General features: G+C 60.7%; 18 protein-coding genes and 1 pseudogene. 10 read left to right on the top strand and 9 right to left on the bottom strand.

What is annotated here, in order from left to right:
• Positions 1–54 precede the first annotated feature (54 nt).
• From ACSSVY_RS21315 to ACSSVY_RS21325, 3 genes are all read right to left on the bottom strand, one after another.
• The gene (locus tag ACSSVY_RS21315) at positions 55–498 is read right to left on the bottom strand and encodes a hypothetical protein (RefSeq protein ID WP_454271935.1); all 444 of its coding nucleotides are present in this window, start codon (positions 496–498) and stop codon (positions 55–57) included.
• Positions 499–649: 151 nt separating this feature from the next.
• Complete coding sequence (locus ACSSVY_RS21320) at positions 650–1,087, bottom strand: PACE efflux transporter (protein WP_454271937.1); 438 nt, start codon at positions 1,085–1,087, stop codon at positions 650–652.
• 328 nt (positions 1,088–1,415) lie between these two features.
• Positions 1,416–1,982, bottom strand: a complete 567-nt coding sequence (locus ACSSVY_RS21325) for a L,D-transpeptidase (protein ID WP_454271939.1) — start codon at positions 1,980–1,982, stop codon at positions 1,416–1,418.
• Positions 1,983–2,227: 245 nt separating this feature from the next.
• Between ACSSVY_RS21325 and ACSSVY_RS21330 the strand changes: the two genes are divergently transcribed.
• Positions 2,228–3,088 (top strand): hypothetical protein, encoded by an 861-nt coding sequence (locus ACSSVY_RS21330; RefSeq protein ID WP_454271941.1) that lies wholly within the window; start codon positions 2,228–2,230, stop codon positions 3,086–3,088.
• A 58-nt stretch (positions 3,089–3,146) separates the two neighbouring features.
• Here ACSSVY_RS21330 and ACSSVY_RS21335 read toward each other — a convergent pair whose 3' ends face one another.
• Positions 3,147–4,646: a CoA-acylating methylmalonate-semialdehyde dehydrogenase gene (locus ACSSVY_RS21335; RefSeq protein WP_045684605.1), complete on the bottom strand. Its 1,500-nt coding sequence runs from the start codon at positions 4,644–4,646 to the stop codon at positions 3,147–3,149.
• Positions 4,647–4,749: 103 nt separating this feature from the next.
• Here ACSSVY_RS21335 and ACSSVY_RS21340 point away from each other — a divergent pair, with 103 nt between their 5' ends.
• From ACSSVY_RS21340 to coaD, 3 genes are all read left to right on the top strand, one after another.
• Positions 4,750–5,646, top strand: coding sequence for a LysR family transcriptional regulator (locus ACSSVY_RS21340; RefSeq protein WP_454271943.1), 897 nt, complete (start codon positions 4,750–4,752; stop codon positions 5,644–5,646).
• Between the two features lie 60 nt (positions 5,647–5,706).
• A complete protein-coding gene (locus ACSSVY_RS21345) occupies positions 5,707–6,141 on the top strand; it encodes a CBS domain-containing protein (RefSeq protein WP_009819432.1) in 435 nt (144 codons plus the stop codon).
• A gap of 62 nt (positions 6,142–6,203) precedes the next feature.
• Entirely contained in the window at positions 6,204–6,695 is a 492-nt protein-coding gene (gene coaD / locus ACSSVY_RS21350; RefSeq protein WP_454271944.1) for a pantetheine-phosphate adenylyltransferase, read from the top strand.
• Between the two features lie 6 nt (positions 6,696–6,701).
• On the opposite strand, the gene gap (ACSSVY_RS21355) is transcribed toward coaD, so the two are convergent.
• From gap (ACSSVY_RS21355) to ACSSVY_RS21370, 4 genes are all read right to left on the bottom strand, one after another.
• On the bottom strand, positions 6,702–7,754 hold the full coding sequence (gene gap, locus ACSSVY_RS21355) for a type I glyceraldehyde-3-phosphate dehydrogenase (RefSeq protein WP_454271946.1): 1,053 nt from the start codon (positions 7,752–7,754) through the stop codon (positions 6,702–6,704).
• A 92-nt stretch (positions 7,755–7,846) separates the two neighbouring features.
• On the bottom strand, positions 7,847–7,990 hold the full coding sequence (locus ACSSVY_RS21360; RefSeq protein ID WP_454271948.1) for a hypothetical protein: 144 nt from the start codon (positions 7,988–7,990) through the stop codon (positions 7,847–7,849).
• A 115-nt stretch (positions 7,991–8,105) separates the two neighbouring features.
• A complete protein-coding gene (gap, locus tag ACSSVY_RS21365; protein WP_454271949.1) occupies positions 8,106–9,107 on the bottom strand; it encodes a type I glyceraldehyde-3-phosphate dehydrogenase in 1,002 nt (333 codons plus the stop codon).
• A 241-nt stretch (positions 9,108–9,348) separates the two neighbouring features.
• Entirely contained in the window at positions 9,349–12,231 is a 2,883-nt protein-coding gene (locus ACSSVY_RS21370; RefSeq protein WP_454271951.1) for a nidogen-like domain-containing protein, read from the bottom strand.
• Between ACSSVY_RS21370 and tnpA the strand changes: the two genes are divergently transcribed.
• The 4 genes from tnpA (at position 12,205) to ACSSVY_RS21390 (ending at position 14,952) form a co-directional block, all read left to right on the top strand.
• Positions 12,205–12,600: an IS66-like element accessory protein TnpA gene (gene tnpA / locus ACSSVY_RS21375; RefSeq protein ID WP_454271953.1), complete on the top strand. Its 396-nt coding sequence runs from the start codon at positions 12,205–12,207 to the stop codon at positions 12,598–12,600. The two genes, ACSSVY_RS21370 and tnpA, sit on opposite strands and share 27 nt — an antisense overlap.
• The gene (gene tnpB, locus ACSSVY_RS21380) at positions 12,597–12,947 is read left to right on the top strand and encodes an IS66 family insertion sequence element accessory protein TnpB (protein ID WP_454271955.1); all 351 of its coding nucleotides are present in this window, start codon (positions 12,597–12,599) and stop codon (positions 12,945–12,947) included. Before tnpA ends, tnpB begins: the two co-directional genes overlap by 4 nt.
• A gap of 60 nt (positions 12,948–13,007) precedes the next feature.
• Positions 13,008–14,653, top strand: a protein-coding gene (gene tnpC, locus ACSSVY_RS21385; protein WP_454271957.1) for an IS66 family transposase whose coding sequence is annotated in 2 segments (ribosomal slippage) — positions 13,008–13,560 and positions 13,560–14,653 — 1,647 coding nt in all. Because the reading frame shifts where the segments join, the coding sequence is not laid out codon by codon here.
• Positions 14,650–14,952: a hypothetical protein gene (locus ACSSVY_RS21390; RefSeq protein ID WP_454271958.1), complete on the top strand. Its 303-nt coding sequence runs from the start codon at positions 14,650–14,652 to the stop codon at positions 14,950–14,952. Before tnpC ends, ACSSVY_RS21390 begins: the two co-directional genes overlap by 4 nt.
• 157 nt (positions 14,953–15,109) lie before the next feature.
• On the opposite strand, the pseudogene ACSSVY_RS21395 reads toward ACSSVY_RS21390, so the two are convergent.
• Positions 15,110–16,018 (bottom strand): annotated as a pseudogene (locus tag ACSSVY_RS21395) (calcium-binding protein); the annotation flags it as partial.
• A gap of 860 nt (positions 16,019–16,878) precedes the next feature.
• On the opposite strand from ACSSVY_RS21395, the gene gatB reads away from it, so the two are divergent.
• Both gatB and ACSSVY_RS21405 read left to right on the top strand, forming a co-directional pair.
• Positions 16,879–18,393, top strand: coding sequence for an Asp-tRNA(Asn)/Glu-tRNA(Gln) amidotransferase subunit GatB (gene gatB, locus ACSSVY_RS21400; protein ID WP_454271960.1), 1,515 nt, complete (start codon positions 16,879–16,881; stop codon positions 18,391–18,393).
• A 134-nt stretch (positions 18,394–18,527) separates the two neighbouring features.
• Complete coding sequence (locus tag ACSSVY_RS21405) at positions 18,528–18,914, top strand: hypothetical protein (protein WP_454271961.1); 387 nt, start codon at positions 18,528–18,530, stop codon at positions 18,912–18,914.
• Positions 18,915–18,969: the final 55 nt, after the last annotated feature.

Here is an 18,969-nt window from a genome sequence, read left to right on the forward strand (position 1 = left end):
GCCACGCGGTATGAGAAAACGTCACGCAACTTTCTGGCAATGATCAAACTGGCCTCAGTGCGCCTGTGGATCGAGTTTTATGAGTCGGCTGCCTAGTACAGAGACAGGAGAGGCGGTCAGACCAGAGGCACCACCGCTGAAAGCAGCGCGCTCTGAGATCGTACCGCCGACGCCGGGCGTGATGTATTTCCCGTTGAGGTAGCTATACGTCTCTGCGCGCTGCGGTGCAGTGTGTGCCCCGGCATAGATCAGCACGGCAGCGCAATCCATGAATGCGCCCGTATTGTTGCTGAGCTTGTAGTTGATGTAGAGGCGGGACAGCACAGTGTTGAGAGTGGCTGGGGTGCCGGAGATGAGCGGCACGTTGTCGATGAACGCGTTGACCTCCGTCCCGTCGAAAGTCACGGCGAGCACATGCCAAGTATCGTCATTGAAACTATCGGCCGTCGCAAAGCTGGCTGCCCAAAAGTCGGTGAGCACATTTTCAGCGGTGCTCATGACAGTGCCGAAGGCTTGACGTGTCGAGGGTGAGCCGTACCTCAGCATTGAAGTTACCTGCGTTTATAAGTGCAGGATACCGCACCACGACATACGTCGTGCGAGGTTCTGCCCCATCCGGCAGACAGGGCGCAGATCTCCTTCAGGGCCCTCAGCCGGAGGCGGGCGCGCCGCTCCATTCGGGCAGGGGGAAGACCTTGTCGTAGGCCCAGTTAAACCCGAATGCGTAGATCATGTAGAACAGCGCAAAGGACAGATCCATCACGAAGGCCTGCCAGAGCGAGATCCCGAGATACCATGCGAAGAACGGCATCAAGACGATCAAGAGGCCGGTTTCAAAGAGTATGGCGTGCAGGATGCGCAGCGAGGCCGATTTCTTGGTTGTCCCGGACAGGCGTCGCAGGGCCACATCAAACACATAGTTGTAGATCATGTTCCACAGCGTCGCGAGGGTGGCGCTCACAATGCCGACCACACCGATGTCGTGCATCGGGACGTGAAAGGCGACCGCGCCAAGTGGGACGACGAGAAGCAAAGCGATGATTTCAAAACTCAGGGCGTGGCGGAGACGATCAAGCGGGGAGCGCATGGCGACCTCAAACTAGGTGCCGGGTCGTCCCAGGCTGTTGTCCAGATGTGGAGGTCGTCCTCTCTGAGGTAATATCGCAACTCTGCAAGGGTGTTTCAAGCAGGTCAAAGTCTTTTGGCGATTGGGGAAGAGAGCCCCCTGAGCAGGACCTGAGCGACCAAAGGTCCAAGCCGGATGCGGAACGGCCAATCACTCGCTCATGAATGAGGCCATGTGTCCGGCCGCATTAACCTCTTTCGACCATATTCTGAACGAAGGTTCAAACCCGCAAGTAATAGCGCCCCGAATCTGGGTTTCGGGGCGCTTTGCTTTTCGCATCGAGAGGGCTTCAGAGCAACAGCACCTGTGTGCCCACTGCCACCTTGGCGAACAGCTCTTCGATGTGGGGGTTATAGAGTCCGATGCAGCCGGAAGACGATTGCCGCCCGATCTTGCGGGTGTCGTGGGTGCCATGGACCAGATAGGCGGGCCAACTGAGATAGAGCGCATGCGTGCCCAGCGGATTGCCGGGGCCGGGGGGCATGTAGGCGGGCAGGGAGGGATCACGCTCGCGCATGGACTGGGTCGGGGTCCAGTCGGGGCCGACCCGTTTGCGCACCACCTCGGTATAGCCGCGCCGCGTGAGTTCTTCGGTCAACGGCACCGACGACGGGTAGAGCGCATAGGTCTCGCCATCGGCGCCCCAGTAATGCAGCGCACGGCTGTCGATATCGGCCAGAATGGCGCCTTTGCCCAGAGTATCGAAGTGATCGCGCCAATCGCGGGTGACAAAAGCGGACGCATTGCGACGGTTGGTCACTTCGCTCAGGGGGTCAGCGCGAAGGATGCCGGGGGTTGCAAGGGCTGCAAGGCCAGCGGCAATCGCGTGGCGGCGGGTAAGTCGACTGGGGGTCACTGGGCTCGATCCTCTTTATTGTGAATGTTGGCAGGAACATAGGGACAGCAGCGGGCAAAGCGAAGGGGTTGACGGACAGAAACCCGCGTCACCTCACGGAATTGTCATCAGGCGCTCTCAGGTGTCTGCGCTCTCACGTTGCGTGGCACGTTTGCACCTCATGGTTGCGCGACTGGCATTGCCGTGCTTTTCTTTCACCCAAGTGCACGTCATTTCAGCAGCCTATTTCAACGGAGGGCATAACCATGCCAGAAGAACACCGGGTCGCCGTGGCGGTCATTCACGGTATGGGCAGTCAGGGCGACAAGCCACAAGCCGACAACGCGGTCAGCTTTTCCCGCGATCTTTATCAGGCGTTGCGCCGCCGGATGGGGGAGGCACGATTTGACAGTCTTGTGGGGTGGCGGGAGATCTTCTGGTCGGACATCCTGCAAGAGAGACAGCAGGGTTACATGGACCGTGCGCTCAAGGGCGAGGCCAATTGGATGGGGTCGCGGGATTTCGTGATGCACAGGTTGGCCGATGCAGCCTCTTATCGTTGGGAAACAGGGGACCATGCCTATGTCTACCCAGAGGTGCATTCCCGCGTCACCCGTGCCATCGCCCATTTGGAGGGGGTGACGGGCGCGCGAGCGCCTCTCATCGTGCTGGCGCATTCATTGGGCGGCCAGATCATTTCAAACCACATCTGGGATTTGCAAAAGGGCCATAGCGCCGCGCCAACCAAGTTTCAGCGCTTTGAGACGATGGCCGGATTTCTCACGTTTGGGTGCAATATCCCGGTCTTTACGTTCAGCTGTAAACCCGGAGAGGTCAGGGCCATCGACCGGCCCGGCACCGCCATTCCGGCGGGCAAGTGGTTCAAGCCGTGGTGGATCAACCTCAACAGCCGCAATGACATTCTGGGTATGCCTCTGGCTGGTTCGGGGGCAGGCTATGATGTTCTGGCGGCAGATGGTCAGTTGCGCGATCGTTGGATCAGCGCGGGCAACATTCTGACCGCGTGGAATCCGCTGTCGCACAATGCCTATTGGACAGATAGCGATGTACATGGATCTGCCGTGGCGATGATTGAACAGGCAATGCAGATTGGGCCTGTGGGGTGACGCAAAAGGCCCCGGCATCTTTGCCGGGGCCTTTGATCTTGGGCGATTGGGCGCAGGATCAGTCCATTGCCTTGAAGTTGAACTCGCCGCCTTCCTTGATGCCGGATGGCCAGCGGGACGTGACGGTTTTGGTCCTTGTGTAGAACTTGAACGAATCCGGGCCATGCTGGTTGAGATCGCCAAAACCGGATTTCTTCCAGCCACCGAAGGTGTGATAGGCGAGCGGCACCGGAATGGGGACGTTGATGCCGACCATGCCCACGTTCACACGCGCTGCGAAATCGCGAGCGGCGTCACCGTCGCGGGTAAAGATCGCGGTGCCGTTGCCATATTCATGGTCCATCGCCAGTTTGAGGGCTTCTTCGTAAGAGCCCGCGCGCACGGTCGAGAGGACGGGACCAAAGATTTCCTGCGTGTAGATGTCCATGTCCGGCGTCACATGGTCAAAGAGGTGCGGACCGACAAAGAAGCCATCCTCATAGCCCTGCAGTTTGAAATCGCGGCCATCTACGACGAGTGTCGCCCCCTGTGCGATACCCGAGTCGATCAATCCGAGAATACGCTTCTTTGCCTCACCGGTCACAACGGGGCCGTAATCCACATCATTGCCAGCGGTGTACGGCCCGACCTTGAGCTTTTCGATGCGCGGCACGAGTTTCTCGATCAGGCGGTCAGCGGTCTCGTCGCCCACCGGGACCGCGACAGAAATCGCCATGCAGCGTTCACCGGCCGCGCCGTAGCCCGCACCGATCAAGGCGTCTGCGGCCTGATCCATATCGGCATCGGGCATGATGATCATATGGTTCTTGGCACCGCCAAAGCACTGCACCCGCTTGCCATTGGAGCAGCCACGTCCATAGATATACTGTGCAATCGGTGTCGAGCCGACAAAGCCGATGGATTGGATCACCTCATGGTCGAGGATCGCGTCCACGGCCACCTTGTCGCCGTTGACGACCTGCAAGATACCCTTGGGCAGCCCCGCCTCTTCCATCAGTTCAGCCAGCATGAGCGGCACGGAGGGGTCACGCTCGGACGGCTTGAGGATGAAGGCGTTGCCGCAGGCCAGAGCGGGCGCGAACATCCACATCGGGATCATCGCCGGAAAGTTGAAGGGGGTGATCCCTGCGGTCACGCCGAGCGGTTGACGCATGGAATAGATGTCAATGCCGGGACCGGCGCTGTCGGTGAATTCACCCTTGAGCAGTTGCGGCGCGCCGACGCAATATTCGACCACCTCAAGCCCGCGCTGGATATCGCCCTTGGCATCTGGAAAGGTCTTGCCATGCTCGCGGCTGAGCGCCTCGGCCAGTTTGTCCATGTCGCGGTTGAGCAGGCGGACAAACTCCATCATCACGCGCGCACGGCGTTGGGGGTTGGTGGCCGCCCAAGCGGGCTGTGCGGCCATCGCGGCGCGCACGGCTTGATCCATTTCTTCGACACTGGCGAGCGGGCATTTCGCCTGCACGTCGCCGGTGGCGGGATTGAACACATCCGAAAAGCGCCCGGAGGTGCCTTTGACATGTTGACCGTTGATATAGTGGGTAAGCTCTTGCATCTGGAATCCTCCTATCCGTTGGCGGCAGGGTAGTCTTGCAAAACTCCTGCGGAAAGAGGCAATATTCCAAAAGTGATTTGCATTTCTGCAAAGGGGGCCTGTGATGCAGCCGCATTGGGACGATATCCGCATCTTTCTCGCTGTTGCACGCTCCGAGAGCCTGTCGGGGGCGGGTCGTATTCTGCGGATCGACCCGGCAACGGTGGGCCGCCGCATCGCGCGGCTGGAAGAAGAGGTGGGCGCGCCGCTCTTTGCCAAATCGCCAACGGGCTATGCGCTGAGCGAAGCGGGGCAGCGTCTGATGGGGCATGCGATGCGCGCCGAAACTGCGATGCAGGACGCCGCCGAGGAAATGGCCGGGCAGGCGGGGGGCATGAGCGGGCAAATCCGGATCGGCGCGCCGGATGGCTGTGCCAACTTCCTGCTGCCGCAGGTCTGCGCCGCAATCGGGGCGCAAAATCCCGATCTGGAGATCCAGATCGTGGCATTGCCGCGGGTCTTCAACCTGACCCGGCGCGAGGCGGATATGGTGATCGCGGTCAGCCCGCCCACAGCGGGGCGCCTGACCGTGCAGAAGATCACCGACTACCACCTGCATCTCGCGGGTTCGGTCCGCTATCTACGCAGGCATCCGCCGATCACGCAGATCACCGACCTCGGGGCGCACAGGATGGTTGGCTATATCCCCGACATGATCTTTGACAAGGAACTCGATTACCTCAGCGAAGCGGGGGTGGAGCGTGTCAGCCTCGCGTCGAATTCGGTCTCGGTACAACTCAATTGGGTGCGGCAGGGGGGCGGAATAGGGGTGTTGCACGATTTTTCGCTGCCTTGGGCGCGGGGGCTGCAAAAGGTTTTGCCAGAGGTGTTTTCCCTCACCCGAAGTTTCTATCTGGTGCGGCATGCCGATGATCGGCGACTTGAGCGTCAGAACCGATTTGCCACGGCCTTGGTCGAGGGGCTGCGTCAGGAGGTGCAGAGCCTGGAGGCGCGCACTTGACAGAAATTTTATTATCAAGCACGCTGGTTTAGACAGCATTTTATTGCGGAGGATCGTGTCATGCTCGTGCAGCAAATCCTGAAATCCAAGGGTGACAGCGCGGTGATTACCATCACCCCCACCACCAAGGTATCCGAGGCGGCCCAGATCCTCGCCGAGCGTCGGATTGGCGGTCTGGTGGTGTCGCGTGACGGTGAGACCGTTGATGGCATCATCTCGGAGCGGGACATCGTGCGCAGCCTTGCGGTGCGGGGCGTTGTCTGCATGACCGAAACGGTTTCGGAAATGATGACCCGCAACCCCGTTTGCTGTTCCCGTCAGGATACGTCGGATGCCGTCTTGGCGCGGATGACGGACGGCCGGTTTCGGCACATGCCGGTGGTCGAGGCGGGCAAGCTGGTGGGGATCGTCACGATCGGCGACGTGGTCAAGGCGCGACTCGAAGAGTTGTCTATGGAGAAGACTGCCCTTGAAGGCATGATCATGGGTTACTAAGCGCTTGCATTCCCTTGCATATTATTGTTGCGTGAGCCGCGATTGCAGCAATGGAGGGCCGCATGCGCATAGGTCTCTATCCCGGCACGTTCGACCCTATTACCTTGGGCCATATCGACATCATTCGCCGGGCCGCCGTTCTGGTGGATCGGCTGGTTTTGGGCGTGGCGATCAATCGTGACAAAGGGCCGCTTTTTTCTTTGGAAGAGCGGGTTGAAATGATCGAGGCCGAATGCGCCAAGCTGAGCGCGCAGACCGGCACCGAGATCGTGGCGCATCCGTTCGAGAACCTGTTGATCAATTGCGCACATGACGTGGGCGCACAGGTGATCGTGCGCGGCCTGCGGGCGGTGGCGGATTTCGAATATGAATTCCAGATGGTTGGCATGAACCGGGCGCTGGATAATTCGGTCGAGACCGTCTTTCTCATGGCCGATGCCAATCATCAGGCGATTGCCAGCAAACTTGTCAAGGAAATCGCCCGGCTGGGCGGGGATGTGACCAAATTCGTCACCCCCCCGGTGCGCGCGGCGCTGTTGGCCAAGTTCGCCTGAGGTCGCTCAGGTGGGTTCCATCACCCGTGCTTGGCGCGGGGTGGGGCCGCGCCCGGCCTCTAGGTGACGGCCCATTGCGGCGGCGACGTCGAGCATGCGGTTGGAAAAGCCCCATTCGTTGTCATACCAACTGAGCACGCGGCAGAGCCGCCCGTCCATCACCCGCGTCTGATCGGTGGCAAAGATCGAACTGTGCGGATCGTGGTTGAAGTCTGACGACACCAGCGGGCGGGTGGTGACATCGAGCACGCCCGAGAGTGGCCCCTTGGCGGCGTGGGTCACGGCGGCGTTGATCTCATCCACGCTGGTGTCGCGGGCGGCCTCGAAGGTCAGGTCGACGACACTGACATTGGGGGTAGGCACGCGGATGGCGGTGCCGTCGAGTCGTCCGGCAAGATCGGGCAGCACCAGACCCACGGCGCGGGCGGCACCGGTGGTGGTGGGAATGATGTTGAGCCCCGCCGCGCGGGCGCGGTAGAGGTCCTTGTGCATGGTGTCGAGCGTTGGCTGATCGCCGGTATAGCTATGGATTGTCGTCATAAAGCCGCGCGTGATGCCGATGTTCTCATGCAGCACCTTAGCCAAGGGCGCGAGGCAATTGGTGGTGCAGGAGGCGTTCGAGACGATCACATCCTTGGCGGTCAGGTTCGCGTGGTTGACGCCGTAAACCACGGTGCGATCCGCGCCCGCTGAGGGGGCAGAGACCAGCACGCGCCGCGCGCCGTTCTTGAGGTGGCGGGCGGCGGCGTCGCGGTCTGTGAAGATGCCGGTGCATTCGAGCACGATATCGACATCCGCCCATGGCAGCGCCTCCGGGTCGCGCAGGGCGGTCACGCGCATCGGCCCGCGCCCGGCGTCAATCGTGTCGGCGGTGGTGGAGATCTGACCCCGGAAGCGGCCATGTACGCTGTCGAATTCCAGCAGGTGGGCATTGGTCTCGACCGGGGCGAGGTCGTTGATCGCTACGATTTCAATGTCCGTGCGGTCCGAGTCGACCAAAGCGCGCAGCACGTTGCGGCCAATGCGGCCAAATCCGTTGATGGCAAGTTTCAGGGGCATGGCATCCTCCCAGAGATATGTTAGCGCTAACAAGTGAAAGCGAACATAAACGAATTTCGAAACGAGTCAATGCTGGGGAAATCACAGGAGGGTTATCGCCAGAAGGCGAGGTATTCGATGAAATCAATCAGTTTGCGCCCGAGGAACAGGGTGGATTGGCCATCGTTCAGCATGAAATCGGCACCAAGCGCCACAAGGATGATCCCCCCAAGGCCAATCGCGAGTGTGTTGGTCATGCGCCGTGCTTTCGCTTGGTCCGTCTCGCTCGGGTATGCCGCAGAGGCCCTGGCCACGCAAGCCGGATCAGCCAAGGAACTCCCCCGACGTGGGGAACGTCGGGGGGGCGCGCTCTTACTGCAACCGGCCCATCGCAACCGCGACATCGGCCATGCGGCAGGAAAAGCCCCATTCGTTGTCATACCAAGCCAGCACCCGCACCAACCGGTTGCCGATGACCTTGGTCTGATCTGGGGCGAAGATCGAGCTTTCCTCGGTGTGATTGAAGTCGATGCTGACCTTGGGCTCTGGATCATAGGCCAGAATGCCCTTCATCGCACCAGCGGCGGCCTCGGCCACCACGGCGTTGACATCGGCCTTGGTCACGTCGCGCTTGGCCACAAAGGTCAGGTCCACCGCCGAGACATTGGGCGTGGGCACGCGGATGGCAGAGCCATCGAGTTTGCCTGCGAGTTCCGGCAGCACCTCGCCAAGGGCCTTGGCCGCCCCGGTCGAGGTGGGGATCATCGACATGGCGGCGGCGCGGGCGCGGTAGAGGTCATTATGGCGGCGGTCCAGCGTCGGCTGATCGCCGGTATAGGCATGGATCGTGGTCATGATGCCGCTCTCGATGCCGATGGCGTCATTCAGCACCTTGGCCAGCGGAGCCAGGCAATTGGTGGTGCAGGACCCGTTCGAGATCATCCGCTCAGAGGCGAGCAGGGCTTCGTGGTTCACGCCGTAGACCACGGTGCGGTCGACGTTCTTGGCCGGGGCCGAGATCAGCACCTTGCGCGCGCCGCGCTCCAGGTGGGTGCGTGATTTCGCGCCGTCGTTGAAATTGCCGGTGCATTCGAGCACCACATCGACCCCGTCCCAATCCAATTCTGTCATATCATAGGTCGAGAACATCTGGATCGGACCGCGCCCGAGGTCCATTGTGCTGCCCTCGATGGTGATCGGATGGGCAAAGCGGCCATGCACGCTGTCATAGCGCATCAGGTGTGCCGCCGTTTCAATCGGCCCGGTTGCGTTCACCTTGACCACCTTGATATCGTTGCGCAGGCTCTCGGAGATATGGGCAAGCGTGGCGCGACCGATACGGCCGAAACCGTTGATTCCTACGGTGATGGTCATGGGCGACTCCTGATAGCTGACTTGGCGCTCGTATAGACGCGCCAGAGCAGGCCGGAAAGCGTTAAAAGACGTTTTCCAGTTGCAATACAGGATGTTAGCGTTAACCATGGGTGGGTTTCTGCCGTTTTTCCTGTGGTTGCGCTAACGCAAATTGCCGGGTTTACCGGGGGAGTCTGGCGATGGCGAGCGGAAGACGAAGGGGCACCCGAGGGCGCCCCTTTTATTTGATCGGGCCTGAACCTTAGAGGAACTGGAAATCGTCCACCGTGAGTTGCGCCGCCGTAATGCCCTCGACGAGGATGGTGTTGCCATTCACGGTCATCTGCGCGCCAGCCTCAGTGTCGATGATATTCATCGCGGTCACAAACCCGGCCAGACCATTGCCGCCGTTGTTGATGTTCTCAAGTCCGGTGTCGGGATCAAAGCGGCGGATGAAGAAGCTGTCGATGCCATCCTCGAAATCGGTGATAACATCCGCCTCCCCGTCAAAGAAGGAGGCGAAGACGAACTGATCGGCGCCCGAACCGCCCGTGATCTGATCATTGCCAGCACCGGCGTTGATCGTGTCATTGCCCGTGCCGCCGTCGATGATGTCGTCACGGCCACCGCCCGCAAGGAAATCGTTGCCAGCGCCGCCAAGGATATTGTCATCCCCTTCGCCGCCGCCAACCCGGTCGTCACCGGCACCCGCGTCGATGGTATCCTGCCCGGTGCCGCCGCCGATGTCATCATTGCCATCGCCCGCGTCGATCAGGTCATTGCCAAAGCTGCCGGACATGCTGTCATTGCCGTCGCCACCCGAGAGCGTGTCATTGTCGGCACCGCCCGCAACCACGTCATTGCCCGTGCCGCCCGAGATGCTATCGGCACCAAAACCGCCGCCGATGATGTCATCCCCATCGCCGCCGTCCAGCGTATCATCCCCCAGACCGCCGCCGATGTTGTCGTTGCCAAGACCGCCAAGGGCCAGATCGTTGCCATCCGAGGACGACATCCGGTCATTGCCGTCGCCACCGTCGAGCGTGTCATTGCCCGCGCTGCCGCTGAGTTGGTCGTTGCCGCCGCGCCCTTCCAGCCGGTCATCGCCGCCCAGACCGCTGAGCGTGTCGTCAAGCGTCGCCCCGAGCAGGGTGTCGTTGCCTTCCGTTCCTTCGAGGTTGAGCGAGACCGGATCAGCGGTGGTGACGGTTTCAGTCACCGAGGCTGGTACTTCGGCGGCCGAGTCGAAGAACGAGGCGTCATTCGTCAGGGCAAAGTCGAGCACGGCATTCTCGAAATTGGGCGTGCCTTCGATCAGGCCCGCGTCGAGCGCCGCAGCAATCGCCGCATCCCGCACGGCAGGGTCGAGCGAGTCGAGTGTGACGATTTCGCCGGGGAATTCAGGCAGATAGAAGCCATCGACACTCTCGCCCGCGTCATAGGCAAAGAGGCTGTTCGCCTCGGAGGTGACGCGCCAATCCTCGCGGTATTGCCCGTAGAGATCGGCAAAGGCAAAGGGGCGCGCCAGCACGGTGCCATCGGCGCGTGCGACATCGTTGTCGGGATTGCCGTCGCCATCGCCGAGCAGACCCTCGAGACGCCCCAGCAGGTCTTCGTTGAGGCGAACGTCGATATCGACCCGCCCGTCACGCACGATCACGCGCACCTGGCTGTCGCCATCATTGACCACGTTATCTGCGCCCGCATAGACGATGATATAGGTATCGCCTTCGCGGAAGATGCGGTCATTGCCGACCGCGACGGAGCCGAAATCCTCGAGCTCTGTGGCCACGCCGTCGATATGCAGCGGGGTCGCGTCATTGGCGTCGATCATCACCGCCGTGCCGCCAAGGTTGGTGGCAATGGCCTGATTGACGCTGACGTTATCGCCCACCGGCACCATGCGCGCCTGAAGCTCGAAATCGTTGTCGGTGCCACGCAGCAGGACAAATTCGCCTGCCGCCTGGAAATCATAGCCGACCCCGTCGAGTGTCGCGAGATGCGGATCACCTGCGACCCAGCCGCCCGCGCCGACCGGCGGCAAGAGCGGCACGATGGAATCGACCACGCCGCCGTTTCGCACGGCAAAGTTCCAGATGCCGATCAGCCCGGTATTGCCGGGGATCACATCGAGGCTGAGGATCTCGTCCTGATTACCGGATTGCGGTAGCTCAAAGAACGTGCCTTCAACGCCGGTGCCCGACGTATACCCGGCGCGTGCAACCTCGCCGCCCAACCCGTTGGTGCCGCCGCTGGCGTTGCCGGTGGTCCAGTTCACCTCTTCATAGCGGAACTGGATGTCGAAATCGCCATTGCCGCGATCCGTGAGGATCAACTGAAAGGCATTGAGCAGGTCGGTGCGAGTGTCATAATAGCCAACATCGTCCCACGTGACGATGAGTTGGTCGCCCAGCGTGTTGAAATCCCAATGCACAAGGTTGGTGCCCTGCGAATTGCCACCCGGAGTGGGTGTCACGACTCCACCGCGCGTGTCGACATCGGCGAAGAAGGGCGTGATGTTGGGATTGCTGGTGTTGCCGGTGATGACATCAGGCGTAAAGGTGCCGCGTGGCCCGGTAAAGGTCACGGAGCCGTTGTTGTTGATCCAGAGACCCTCATAAACGGTACCAAAGAAATTTAGCCCGTTCTCGAAGATTGGCCTGATGTCGATCTGCGCGGTCGAACCGTCATCATTGCGGACCAGAAAATCCTCGCCGAACCCGGCATCGCCGCCGAGACCCCGAATCAGCCCGGGGCTTGTGTTGTCGGGGTTGAGCAGGACATCGGTGCTGATGTCGTCGAATTGCAGGCGTTGGATATTGACCAGAAGGTCAGTGTCGCCGCTCGCGATATGGGTGATCGTGCGCTGCGCACTCTCATTTACGCCTGTGCTGTAATCGGCGGCGTTGCCTGCGAACACAGCCGTATCGAACCCCGCGCCCCCATCCAGCAGATCGTTGCCCGCGCCGCCGGTCAGTGTGTCATCCCCGGCATTCGCGTTAATCGTGTCGTTTTCGGGGGTGCCGATGAGATCATCAGCGTCAATTGTCCCCGGAATGGTAACGCTCCGGCGTGGGCCGTCTGACGGGGCGCATTGGGTGATGGTAAGTCCGACCTTATGGTCGACCTTACGTTCACACCGCACGTCGAGATCCTGTCCGCCGAGGACGTGCCGCGGCGTCGGCAATGGAGCGATGTGGACAAGATCCGGCTGGTCGAGGAAAGTCAGCGGGGACATCGCCAGGTTTCCGCGACCGCCCGTCGGCACGGTATTTCCCGCGGGCTGCTGACGGTCTGGCGGCGACAATATCGGAACGGGGAGCTTTCGATGGCAGGCAATGCCGCGTTCGTGCCGGTGAAGATGGCACCGGACGTTGATGCGCTGCCGCCGCGGCGACAGGAGGCTGCCGTGCAGCTGGAGATTGTTCTGAGGAACGGAAGGCGCCTGCTTGTGCCCTCGTCGGTGGAGCCGGACGCATTGGCCCGGCTGCTGCCGATCCTGGAGGGCAAATGATCGCGTTCCCGGCGGGGGTGCGCGTGTGGATCGCAGGCGGCGTGACGGACATGCGCTGCGGGATGAACGGCCTGGCGTTGAAAGTTCAGGAGGGCCTCGGGCGCGACCCGCACGCTGGCGAGATCTTCTGCTTCCGCGGGCGCCGGGGCGATCTCGTGAAACTGCTTTGGCATGATGGTGTGGGCATGTCGCTCTACGCCAAGCGGCTCGAGGCGGGGAAGTTCATTTGGCCGGTGAGCCAGTCTGGACAGGCTGTTCAGGTCTCTGCGGCACAGCTTGGCTATCTTCTCGAGGGGATCGACTGGCGCAATCCGCGCTGGACGCAACGCCCTGCAAAGGTTGGGTAAATCGTCGGTAAAGCCCTTGTTTTACTGGTTATTGGCGGGCGGACATGGTAGGTGTTCGCCATGTCAGAGGCCCGCTCCGAACTCGAAGAATTGCGTGCCGCGCTCGCGGCCTCGGAGCAGCGCGCGATGGCGGCAGAGGGACGAGTAGCCACGGCCGAAGCCGATCTTGCACGGGCGCGCGCGGTGGTCTCGACCTCCGAGGCGATGATCGCCGGCCTCAAGCTCGAGATCGCGTTGCTCAAGCGCGACAAGTATGGCCGCAGCGCGGAACGCAGCGCCAAGTTGCTTGACCAGCTGGAACTCCAGCTCGGGGAGCTGATTGCAGACGCCGCCGAGGACCGGGTGCAGGCTGAGCGGAAGACGACCAAGGTCGGTGCCTTCGAGCGGCGCAAACCGGTCAAGAAAGCATTCCCGGATCACCTGCCGCGCGAACGCGTGGTGGTCGAGGCCCCCAGCACCTGTTCATGCTGTGGCTCCGACCGCATCGTGAAGATGGGCGAGGACATTACCGAAACGCTCGAAGTGGTGCCGCGCCAGTGGAAGGTGATCCAGACGGTCCGCGAGAAGTTTACCTGCCGGGCCTGCGAAAAGATCACCCAGCCCCCCGCACCTTCCATCCGATCCCGCGGGGATGGGCCGGCCCCAGCCTGCTGGCAATGATCGTCTTCGAAAAGTATGGCCAGCATCAGCCCCTCAACCGTCAGGCCGAACGCTATGCCCGTGAAGGCGTGGACCTCAGCCTCTCCACGCTCGCCGACCAGGTCGGCGCGGTGGCCGAGTTGCTGAAGCCGCTCAACGCCCTGATCGAGGCGCATGTCTTCACCGCCGCCCGGTTGCATGGCGACGACACCACGGTGCCGCTGTTGGCCCGCGGCGGCACGAAAACCGCCCGGCTGTGGACCTATGTGCGCGATGATCGCCCGTTCGATGGGACTGCGCCGCCCGCGGTCGTGTTCCGCTTCTCCCCCGATCGCGCTGGCGAGCATCCGACGAAACATCTGGCAGGCTGGCAGGGCATTCTGCAGGCCGACGCTTATGCCGGGTACAACCAGCTCTACGATGCCGCCCGACAGCCCGGGCCTGTGGCATCGGCGCTGTGTTGGGCCCACGCGCGGCGCAAGTTCTTCGAGCTTGCCGACGTGCAGACCAACATCCGCAAGGGCAAGTCGCCCAAGGAGATCTCGCCCATCGCCGTGGAGGCGGTGAAGCGCATCGACGCGCTGTTCGAGATCGAGCGCATGGTCAACGGGCAGTCTTCGGAGGCACGACTGGCTATGCGGCAACGCCAATCGGCCCCGCTGGTCGCGGACCTCGAGCGTTGGCTTCGCGGCGAGCGCGCGCTCCTGTCGAAGCATGCCAAGGTGGCGAAAGCCATCGACTACCTGCTGTCATCCACCCATTGGCCGGGCTTCACGCGGTTCCTCGAGGACGGGCGGGTCTGCCTCTCGAACAACGCCGCCGAGCGTTCCTTGCGCGGTGTGGCCCTCGGACGCAAATCCTGGCTCTTCGCGGGATCGGAGCGTGGCGGCCAGCGCGCGGCGGCAATGTACACCTTGATCGGAACCGCCAAGCTCAACGACATCGACCCCCAGGCGTGGCTTGCCGACGTCATCGCACGCATCTCCGACATGCCGGTCTCACGCCTGCCTGAGTTGTTGCCATGGAACTGGCAGAAGCAGGCCCCCCGATCGGCCGAGGCTGCATGATGGCCCGGGTCACCCACGTCCACACCATCGATGAGGTCGCAAGGAAGATCGGCGAGAACCTCGAACTCATCGAAATTGTCAGCGCCAATTCCGACAACATCGATCATGGCGAGATGATCTGGGTAGACGACGGCACCGAGGAGGGGATCAAGACCTTCACAGACCGTGGCATCGAATGCCTCCAAGAACTTCTCGCGGACATACGGACATGGGAAGGCGGCATCCGTGCGTTCCTGCGCGACGAACAGTGTGATCCCAAAGTCATCGAGAGCATCATGGCCGACGAGAAGAGCTGCTGAGGCAAGACGGCCCTCGGCGGAACCTTACCCGGAATGAGCAGGCCTTCCATGATAAAACTCCCCAGTTTTAAAACCTTAAGATACCAAATACTATCTTCACGGTTCTGTGAAGTTATTTATATTCATAGTTTCGTATGTATAATTTCCGGCTCGGCACTCAGAGGAACGTGAAATCGTCCAAAGTGAGTTGCGCGGCGGTGATGCCTTCAACGAGGATCGTATTGCCGTTGACCGTCATTTGCGCGCCTGCTTCGGTATCGACGATATTCATCGCCGCAACGAAACCCGCCAAACCATTGCCGCCGTTGGTGATATTGGTCTCGCCCGTGTCCGGATCAATGCGACGGATCAGGAAGCTGTCCAAACCATCCTCGAAATCGGTGATCACATCGGCCTCGCCGTCGAAGAAGGACGAGAAGACGAATTGATCGGCATCCGCGCCGCCGGTGACCACGTCATTGCCCGCGCCTGCATTGATCGTGTCGTTGCCGGCGCCGCCGTCGATCACGTCATCGCGGCCACCCCCAGCAAGGAAATCGTTGCCGTCACCGCCCGAGATGTCATCATCGCCTTCGCCGCCGCCGACGCTATCGTTGCCTGCGCCCGCGTCAATCGTGTCCTGCCCGGTGCCGCCGCCGATGTCGTCATTGCCATCGCCCGCGTCAATCAGGACATTACCAAAGCTGCCTGACATGCTGTCGTTGCCATCGCCGCCCGAAAGCGTGTCATTGCCTGCGCCACCTGCAACCACGTCATTGCCCGCGCCGCCGCTGATGCTATCCGCGCCAAAACCGCCGCCGATGATGTCATCGCCGTCGCCGCCGTCGATGGTGTCATTGCCCAGACCGCCGCCGATATTGTCAGCGCCCAGACCGCCATTGATTACGTCATTGCCATCCGATCCAGAGATCGAGTCATTGCCGTTGCCGCCTTCGATTGAATCATTGTCGATACCGCCTGCCAAAACGTCATTTCCATCGATGCCGAACAGGGTGTCGTCGCCTGCACCGCCGCTTAAGGTGTCGTCCAGCGGTGTGCCAAAGATCAGATCATTTCCGTCAGTGCCGGGTTCCAGAATCACTTGCGCTGCATTTGAAACGACGCTCTCGTCTGTTCCAAGAAGGTCGGTGTAGGACACGCGCACAGTCAGTGACGTGCCGATGTCCTCGGGCACCACACCATAGCTGGACTCAACCGCCCCGACGATCGGTATCCCGTTGCGCAGCCATTGGTAGGAGAATTCCCCGATCCCATCCGCGTCTGACAAGCCGGACGTGTTCACCGTCAGGGTATTCCCCGCGAAGGCCTCTCCGTCTATGGTAACCGTCCCTTGAGGTGGAAGGTTCCCGACTACATCCTGGATGAAAATCTCGAACGATTTTGAAGTGGTAGAATCCTCGAAGGCGATGCCGTTGACAGATACGTTCAGAAAAAGGCTTTCTTGGCCCTCGTCGAGGTCATCGAGAAGAGCAGACATTGAAAATGACTCGACAGTCACGTTCTCCGCCGGAGTGATGTTGAAGAATATTGCTTCGCTGTTGCTTGTCCCGACGAAATCGCTTGAATCAGCGGTGCCCCCGACTGTTGAAAACGAGTATGTATAACTCGCGGATACAAAAGTGGCATCATTGAAGACGATTTGAAAGTCCAGGTCCTGACCTTCAAAAACTGTAAATCCATCTGGAGATTCAAGCGAAGCAAATGCCATTTTTTCTCACCCGTGTTAAGATTCGATTGTTCACACCGCTCGTATGGGTGAGTTCATTCCCCTACACTACTCTCGTTCCTGATGGTATTGAACCCTTGTGTTTGACAGCGCCGTTGCGATGGAAAGTTATGCCTCCGGCTGTCTGACGCTCCCAGCCCCTTGCCCCATCCGCGCCCCTGTCCTAGAACGCCTCTGATATATCAGCCGGAGGCCGTGCCATGCTTGATCTCACCTATGAAGCCCCGAAACCACGCGTGATCGCGGGCGCCAAGCATGATTGGGAGTTGGTGATCGGGATGGAGGTGCATGCGCAGGTGGCCTCGCGCTCCAAGCTCTTTTCCGGGGCCTCGACGCAATTCGGGGCGGAACCCAATTCCAACGTCGCTTTTGTGGATGCGGCGATGCCGGGCATGTTGCCGGTGATCAACGAATTCTGCGTCGAGCAGGCGGTGCGCACGGGGCTCGGCCTCAAGGCCAAGATCAACCTCTGGTCGGCATTTGATCGCAAGAATTATTTCTACCCGGACCTGCCGCAGGGCTATCAGATCAGCCAGCTTTATCATCCGCTGGTCGGCGAGGGCGAAATCCTTGTGGATATGGGCCCCGGCGTGGCGCGGTTGGTGCGGGTCGAGCGCATCCACATGGAGCAGGACGCGGGCAAGTCGATCCATGACATGGACCCGGCGATGTCCTTTGTCGATCTGAACCGCACGGGGGTGTGCCTGATGGAAATTGTCAGCCGCCCCGATATCCGCGGGCCGGAAGAGGCCGCCGCCTATGTCACCAAGCTGCGCCAGATCCTGCGCTATCTGGGCACCTGCGATGGCAATATGCAGAATGGCAATCTGCGGGCCGATGTGAACGTGTCGATCTGCCGACCGGGCCAGTATGAGAAATACATGGAAACGCAGGATTTCAGCCATCTTGGCACGCGCTGCGAGATCAAGAACATGAACTCCATGCGTTTCATCCAGATGGCGATTGACTACGAGGCGCGTCGCCAGATTGCGATTGTCGAGGCGGGTGGCACGGTGGTGCAGGAAACCCGCCTCTACGATCCGGACAAGAACGAGACCCGGTCCATGCGCTCCAAGGAAGAGGCGCATGATTACCGCTATTTCCCCGATCCGGATTTGCTCCCTCTGGAAATCGAGCAAGCTTGGGTGGATGAAATCGCGGCCAACCTGCCGGAACTGCCGGATGCCAAGAAGGCGCGGTTTGTTTTGGAATTTGGCCTGAGTGAATATGACGCGAGCGTTCTGACTGCGGATCTGGCCAATGCCGCCTATTTCGAGGCGGTGGCGGCGGGCGCCGGCGATGGCAAGCTGGCGGCGAATTGGGTGATCAACGAGTTGTTTGGACGGCTCAAGAAAGAGGATCATTCCATCGAGGACAGCCCGGTCAGTCCGGCGCAACTGGCAGGCATCGTGCGCCTGATCAAGTCGGACGCCATTTCCGGCAAGATCGCCAAGGACCTCTTTGAAATCGTCTATACCGAAGGCGGCGACCCCGAAGCGATCGTCGAGGCGCGCGGCATGAAGCAGGTGACGGACACCGGCGCCATCGAACAGGCGGTGGCCGAGATCATCGCCGCCAACCCCGCGCAGGTGGAAAAGGCGCAGGCCAATCCCAAGCTGGCGGGCTGGTTCGTGGGCCAAGTGATGAAGGCCACGGGCGGCAAAGCGAACCCCAAGGCCGTCAATGACATCGTGATGGCGCGGCTGGGGCTGTAACGGATCGCATCATCGCGCGAGAAAATGACTTTTCATCGTTTTCAATTAACCGCTTTGGCGGGAAAAATGTCTTGTAAAACAATCCAGAATTGTTTGCATGGGGCAGGGTTCAAGTAACGCGTGGTCAGTTGAGAATGCTCCGTCTCATTCCGGTTTCCTTACGTGGCGCACTCGCTTTGGCGAGTTTTATCGCCTTGCAGCCGGGCCTTGCCCTTTCTGATGCCAATTCGCCCTATTGCTGGCCCGAGGAACGCTTTGCTCCGAACGGGCGCATTGTCGAGCTTGGAGGACGGTTCTTTCACCTGTGTGGCGCCCCGGGTAGCGGGTTTCCCTACACCAACGATCCGCAAGCGGATTACAAGCATGTGTCAATTGGATCAAAAGGATCAAAGGCAAGCGAAGTAGAAGCCGAGACAGATGCTCCGAGTTTCCTATGGGGCATGATGGAATTCCGTGAAAACAGACCCGGCACGCATGCTAATCTAGGCAGCGCACCCATAAATTTCTGTTCTTTGGCATAGGCTTGTGATTCATTTCCCCCCAAACAGCATGGGGGAGAAGAAACATGGCGCGGTC

Source organism: Roseovarius sp. MBR-51 (assembly GCF_053628575.1).

Coding starts and splice junctions, on each gene's coding strand:
- ACSSVY_RS21360 (WP_454271948.1), bottom strand. CDS start 7,990: ATGACCAACACACTCGCGATTGGCCTTGGGGGGATCATCCTTGTGGCG.
- ACSSVY_RS21335 (WP_045684605.1), bottom strand. CDS start 4,646: ATGCAAGAGCTTACCCACTATATCAACGGTCAACATGTCAAAGGCACC.
- ACSSVY_RS21340 (WP_454271943.1), top strand. CDS start 4,750: ATGCAGCCGCATTGGGACGATATCCGCATCTTTCTCGCTGTTGCACGC.
- ACSSVY_RS21315 (WP_454271935.1), bottom strand. CDS start 498: ATGAGCACCGCTGAAAATGTGCTCACCGACTTTTGGGCAGCCAGCTTT.
- ACSSVY_RS21390 (WP_454271958.1), top strand. CDS start 14,650: ATGATGGCCCGGGTCACCCACGTCCACACCATCGATGAGGTCGCAAGG.
- ACSSVY_RS21345 (WP_009819432.1), top strand. CDS start 5,707: ATGCTCGTGCAGCAAATCCTGAAATCCAAGGGTGACAGCGCGGTGATT.
- ACSSVY_RS21405 (WP_454271961.1), top strand. CDS start 18,528: ATGCTCCGTCTCATTCCGGTTTCCTTACGTGGCGCACTCGCTTTGGCG.
- gap (WP_454271946.1), bottom strand. CDS start 7,754: ATGCCCCTGAAACTTGCCATCAACGGATTTGGCCGCATTGGCCGCAAC.
- gatB (WP_454271960.1), top strand. CDS start 16,879: ATGCTTGATCTCACCTATGAAGCCCCGAAACCACGCGTGATCGCGGGC.
- tnpB (WP_454271955.1), top strand. CDS start 12,597: ATGATCGCGTTCCCGGCGGGGGTGCGCGTGTGGATCGCAGGCGGCGTG.
- ACSSVY_RS21330 (WP_454271941.1), top strand. CDS start 2,228: ATGCCAGAAGAACACCGGGTCGCCGTGGCGGTCATTCACGGTATGGGC.
- tnpA (WP_454271953.1), top strand. CDS start 12,205: ATGGTCGACCTTACGTTCACACCGCACGTCGAGATCCTGTCCGCCGAG.
- gap (WP_454271949.1), bottom strand. CDS start 9,107: ATGACCATCACCGTAGGAATCAACGGTTTCGGCCGTATCGGTCGCGCC.
- coaD (WP_454271944.1), top strand. CDS start 6,204: ATGCGCATAGGTCTCTATCCCGGCACGTTCGACCCTATTACCTTGGGC.
- ACSSVY_RS21320 (WP_454271937.1), bottom strand. CDS start 1,087: ATGCGCTCCCCGCTTGATCGTCTCCGCCACGCCCTGAGTTTTGAAATC.